Origin of the sequence: Inquilinus sp. (assembly GCF_039594555.1) — a bacterium.
Classification (GTDB): domain Bacteria; phylum Pseudomonadota; class Alphaproteobacteria; order DSM-16000; family Inquilinaceae; genus Inquilinus.
Map to the genome: position 1 here is coordinate 1 of NZ_JBCNNF010000457.1, position 5,354 is coordinate 5,354.

Here is a 5,354-nt window from a genome sequence, read left to right on the forward strand (position 1 = left end):
CTCGACGGTCAGCGTCGGCGCGGCGGGCGCAGAGCGGACCATCACCAATGTCGCGGCCGGGCGTCTCTCGGACACCTCGACCGATGCGGTGAACGGTTCCCAGCTTTTCGCCACCAACCAGCAGGTCACCGTCAACACGGGTGCGATCACCAATCTGGGCGACACGATCAATAACATCGCCGGCGATACGTCCAAGAGCTACACCGACGCCAATGGCCGTGGCATCCGGTATGTGCGCACCAATGACAGGACGCTGCCGGTCACCGACTCCTCGGCTCAGGGGATCGGCTCCACCGCTGTCGGCTATGAGGCGACCGCGGTTGCCGACAGTTCACTGGCTCTCGGCCGTGACAGCCAGGCCACGGTCCTGGGTGGCGTGGCGCTTGGGTCCGGATCGGTCGCCGACCGGGCGCTGGCTCCGGCGACGGGTCAGATCCCTGCCGGTTCGGCGATCATCGAGTACAACACGACGGACAAGACCCTTCTCGGCGCGGTATCCGTCGGCACGGACAAGTCCTACCGGCAGATCACGAATGTCGCGGACGGCACCGATGCCCAGGATGCCGTGACGATCCGGCAGCTTCAGGGCGCCATAGCCTCCGTCGCTGTGACCTCGACCAAGTATTTCCACGCCAACTCCACGGCGGGAGATTCGCTCGCGGTCGGCGATCAGTCGGTTGCCGTCGGTCCCACGACCGTCGTCAACGGTGACAATGGCGTCGGCATCGGCAATGGCGCGATCGTCGACCAGACGGCGCCGGGCGGCACGGCGATCGGTCAGAAGGCCCATGTCATGCTGGCCGATGGCCTGGCGTTCGGCACGAACTCTCTGGCCGCCGGTATCCAGTCCATCGCCATCGGCGCAGGCGCCCAGAGCACCTTCGCCAACAGCATCGCGCTTGGCGGCAATTCAAGGACCACTGTCGGCGCTCAGACGAACTACACGGCCTTTGGCCTTGCAGGACAGCAGCAGAACTCGGTCGGCGAGGTGTCGATCGGGGCCGGCGGAGCCGAGCGCAAATTGACGAATGTCGCCGCCGGTTCGGCGGACACCGACGCCGTCAACGTCTCGCAGCTCAAGGGTGTGACGACGAACATCACAAACCTGTTCGGCGGAACGACCGTCATCAATCCGGACGGCTCGATCACCGGCCCGACCTACAACATCCAGGGTAAGGGCTATACGACCGTCTACAATGCCTTCGAAGCCGTGAACAACAGCCTGACCAACATCAACAACGGCGGCGGCATCAAGTACTTCCACGCCAACTCGACCCTGGCGGACAGCCAGGCGAACGGCACCAACTCGGTGGCGGTCGGGCCGACGGCCGTGGCGTCCACCGAGAACAGCGTGGCCATGGGCAACGGGGCGCAGGCGAGTGCCAATGCCGGCGACGTCGCCCTGGGCTCGGGCTCGAAGACGCAGGCCGTGGTCGGGACCTCGAGCGCATCCTTCAACAACTTCAACCTGTCGGGCTTCGCCGGGACCAACCCGACCAGCACCGTGAGCGTGGGCGATGTCGGCGCCGAGCGCACCATCACCAACGTCGCGGCCGGGCGGATCTCCGCCACCTCGACCGATGCGATCAACGGTAGCCAGCTCTATTCGCTGGCGACCGTGGTCGACAACTCGATCAGCGGCGGGGCGGGCATCAAGTACTTCCACACCAACTCGACCCTGGCGGACTCCTCGCCGACCGGCACCAACAGCACGGCGATCGGCCCGGCCTCGACCGCCAGCGCCACCAACGCGATCTCGATGGGCAACGGCGCCGGCGCCTCGGCCAACAACGCGATCGCGATCGGCGCCGGGGCGCAGGCGACCAAGGCCAACTCCCTGGCCCTGGGCGCAGGCTCCACGACCATGGCCAACCTCTCCGACGCGGCCTACGCGCCGGTGGTGGGCATGAAGACCGCCGGGGTGGCGACGGGCGAGGTGTCCTTCGGCTCATCCGGGTCGGAACGGCGCCTCACCAATGTCGCCGCGGGCTCCGCCGCGACCGATGCGGTGAATGTCAGCCAGCTGTCGGCGCTGGCCAACATCTCGGTGAAGTACGACACCGACAGCGCGGGCAACCTGACCAACCGGATCACCCTGGGCGGCGGGAACCCGAACGCACCGGTCACGATCGGCAATGTCGCGCCGGGCGTGAACGGCACGGATGCGGTGAACCTCAACCAGCTGAACGATGCCTTCGACTCGCTGAACGGCAAGATCAAGCAGGCACGGCGGGATGCGTGGCGTGGGGCGGCGATCGGCATCGCGGCATCGTCGCTGCGCTACGACGACCGTCCAGGCAAGCTCAGCGCTTCGGTGGGCGGCGGCATGTGGCACGACCAGGGCGCCCTGGCCCTGGGTCTCGGCTACACCGCCGAGTCCGGCTGGTTCCGGGTGAACGCCTCGGCCATCCAGAGCGAGGGTGATTGGGGTGCCGGCGTCGGCGTCTCCTTCACCCTCAACTGAGGATGGATGGCCAATGAGGCTGGCGGCCGGATGCATGGTGGCGGCGCTGGCGCTGTCGGCGATGGCCGGGGACGCTTTCGCGGTAGGGTGGGTGCGGTTGCCATCCACCTACACCGTGAAGGCCTCGGAGGTCGCCATCCCCGACGGGGAGCAGCTCGGCCAGTTCCGGCGGGTGATCCAGCCGTTCGAGAACTGGACCCTGATCTGCGACGAGAGCCTGACGTCGAAGCGCCGGGTCTGCAACCTGACGCAGTCGATCGTCAACCAGCAGGGGGCGCCGGTCTTCAACTGGTCCTTCGTGGCCACGGAAGACGGCAAACCCCTGGTGGTGATGCGGGTGCCGGCGGCGGTGGGGCAGGGCGGCGCGATCGGGCTGACGCTCGGTGGTGGCGGCCGGGACCAGATCGTCGCCCAGACCGACCGCTGCGATGCGGCCATCTGCACCGCCACCATCGCGATCGGGCAGATGCTGCGCCGCCACATCCAGGCCGGCACGGACTGCACGGTGACCTACGAGCTGCCGGACGGGGAGGTCTCGTTCCAGGCCCCTCTCGAAGGATTGTTCGCCGCCCTGTCGGCGATGAAATAGCAACGCAAAGGACAGATCCATGAAGAAGGCCCTGCTGCTCACGCTCCTCCTGGGCGCCGTTGTACTCGGCGGCGTGTTCGGCCCGGATGTGATCGGCCAGGCGGCCGAGAAGAAGAGCCAGCCGGCCGCCCCGGCCCCCGCCGCGGCCGCCAAGACCACGGCCGAGGAATCGGCCAAGCCGCAGGACCAGGCCGAGGCCCAGGAAGCCTCGGTGTTCGCGGCCCATGCCCGGGAAGGCAAGATCGGCGCCTGCGCGAATGTCTTCACCACGCTCGGCCGCGGCGTCGTCGCCGACGAGACTTACACGGCGAAGACCCAGTGGAACACCAAGGCCGCCGACGCCCATGCGGTCGCGTCGCTGGTCGCGCTCGACGGCGCCCAGGACGCCCAGGGACAGCGTGGCGCCGGCATGGTCTTCGCGGCGCCGGTCGGCCGGTCCTGCGAGGGCACCCTGGTGCGGGTGACGCCGGTCAAGGCTCCGTGCCAGGCCGTCTCGGCCGAGCTGGTGAACCAGAAGGGCCAGGCCGGCTCGCTGGGCGACCTGCCCACCGTGGCCATGCCCAACGGCGCCCAGGTCGTTCTGGTGCCGCTCGACCAGTCCTGTGTCGCCATGACCAGCCTCAGCATCAGCGGCTGAGGCTCCTTACGGGAGACGACCCATGCTGCGATCCGTCCTCTTCGGGCTCGCTGCCGTTGCCTGCCTCGCCTCCGCGGCCGGCGCAGCCGATCCAACGCCGTCCGGGGTTGAGACGGTCGATGCCATCCCGAGCCGCAGCTATCTGGTGTTCTTCGACTTCGACAGTGCGCATCTGACTCCGGAAGCCCGGCAGGTCGTGGCCTCGGCCGCGGCCGACGCCCTCCGGGGCGAGACCACGCGCATCGACGTCACCGGCCACACCGACCGTTCGGGCTCGGTCCAGTACAATCAGGCCCTCTCGGTCCGGCGCGGCGAGACGATCCGTCGCGAGCTGATGGCCGACGGCGTCGCCGACAGCCTGATCGCGGTCAAGGGCGTCGGCGAGTCCGATCCGCTGGTCCCGACCGCCGACGGCGTCCGCGAACCGCAGAACCGTCGCGTCGAGATCGTCCTGTCGCCGCCAGGGGCGCCGGCCGGGCAGAGCCTCGGGCCGGGGATCTGGGGCGCCATCGCCTATTCGGTGCCCGACGAGAAGCGCGGCTTCTTCTGGGGCGCCGACAAGCCGGAGGAGGCGCAGGAGATCGCGCTGCGATACTGCGCCCACCGCGGCGGCCAGGACTGCAAGGTCGTCACCCTGTTCCGCAATTACCGCCACTGGTGGAGCGAAGACGACACCTCCGGCTTCCCCTACGAGCATTGCGGGGCCCTGGTCGTCGGCGAGCCCGAAGCGGGCGGGCGGCCCGCCCCCTGGGGCGCCGCCTCCGCGAAGACCCGGCGCGAGGCGGAGGAGAAGGCCTCGGCAACCTGCGGCGGCGACGCCAAGGCCTGCTCCGTCCGGGAATGGGTCTGCACCTGACCTCGGACCTCTGACGCGCGGATAAGAGAAAGCCGAGACTCCGGAGCCCACACGGATCTCGGTGCCCGGGGGCCATGATCCGTCACCCGATGGATCGTGGCCCCCGGGACGAGCGCGACCGACAAGCCCGGGATCGCGACGGCAGCGGGCACCGCCGAGCTGCCGAGTTTCATTCAAGCTGGAAGCCTGAACCCGAGATGCTCCCCGTTTCCGCGCTGCGGTCGATGAACGTGCTCTGGGCCACGCCCTGCTACATCTCGGCCGTCTCGATGAACTACGTCACCAGCATGTTCCTGCTGACACATGAGGCGATCCGCCTGGGGCTGCCGTCGTCCCTGCACATGCGGGCGGAAAGCCTCGTCACCCGGGCGCGCAACGAGATCGTCAAGTTCTTCCTCATGCATGAGGAATACACGCATCTGTTCTGGATCGACTCGGATATCGAGTTCCAGCCGCAGGCCGCCATCCGCCTGCTGCTCTCGGACCACGACGTGGCGGCCGGGATCTATCCGATCAAGCGGTTCAACTGGCCCCAGCACGGCGTGCCGGCCGGTACGACGAAGGAGGCGTTCGAGGCGGCCTACACCGATTACCCGTTCAACCCGGTGGGCCTCGGCTCCGAGCCGCTGTCGAAATTCACCACCGAGGACGGCTTCGTCGAGGTCGCCGAGGCGCCGACAGGGTTCATGACCATCAAGCGCCATGTGTTCAGCCGGATGATGGAGCATTATCCGGAGCTCAACTACGTCCCCGACGGGCTGCCGAACAATCCCGAGGCGCCGTTCTACTGGCTGTTCTTCGACTGCAT

The 5,354-nt window shown here is 68.2% G+C and carries 5 protein-coding genes; all 5 read left to right on the forward strand.

The features are described from left to right. Positions 1 to 2,464 (forward strand): YadA-like family protein (locus ABDW35_RS31540; protein WP_343717803.1); only part of this gene is annotated, 2,464 nt, incomplete at its 5' end. Positions 2,465 to 2,477: 13 nt separating this feature from the next. Continuing rightward, entirely contained in the window at positions 2,478 to 3,053 is a 576-nt protein-coding gene (locus ABDW35_RS31545; RefSeq protein ID WP_343717804.1) for an invasion associated locus B family protein, read from the forward strand. Between the two features lie 19 nt (positions 3,054 to 3,072). Then, a complete protein-coding gene (locus tag ABDW35_RS31550; RefSeq protein ID WP_343717805.1) occupies positions 3,073 to 3,690 on the forward strand; it encodes a hypothetical protein in 618 nt (205 codons plus the stop codon). A gap of 22 nt (positions 3,691 to 3,712) precedes the next feature. Then, positions 3,713 to 4,546, forward strand: a complete 834-nt coding sequence (locus ABDW35_RS31555; protein WP_343717806.1) for an OmpA family protein — start codon at positions 3,713 to 3,715, stop codon at positions 4,544 to 4,546. A gap of 197 nt (positions 4,547 to 4,743) precedes the next feature. Continuing rightward, positions 4,744 to 5,354, forward strand: a 611-nt coding sequence (locus ABDW35_RS31560; protein WP_343717807.1) for a hypothetical protein, incomplete at its 3' end; no start/stop codon positions are given.

Bases quoted from the DNA above. Each gene is read 5' to 3' on its own strand.
- ABDW35_RS31545 (WP_343717804.1), top strand. From the start codon at position 2,478: ATGAGGCTGGCGGCCGGATGCATGGTGGCGGCGCTGGCGCTGTCGGCG.
- ABDW35_RS31550 (WP_343717805.1), top strand. From the start codon at position 3,073: ATGAAGAAGGCCCTGCTGCTCACGCTCCTCCTGGGCGCCGTTGTACTC.
- ABDW35_RS31555 (WP_343717806.1), top strand. From the start codon at position 3,713: ATGCTGCGATCCGTCCTCTTCGGGCTCGCTGCCGTTGCCTGCCTCGCC.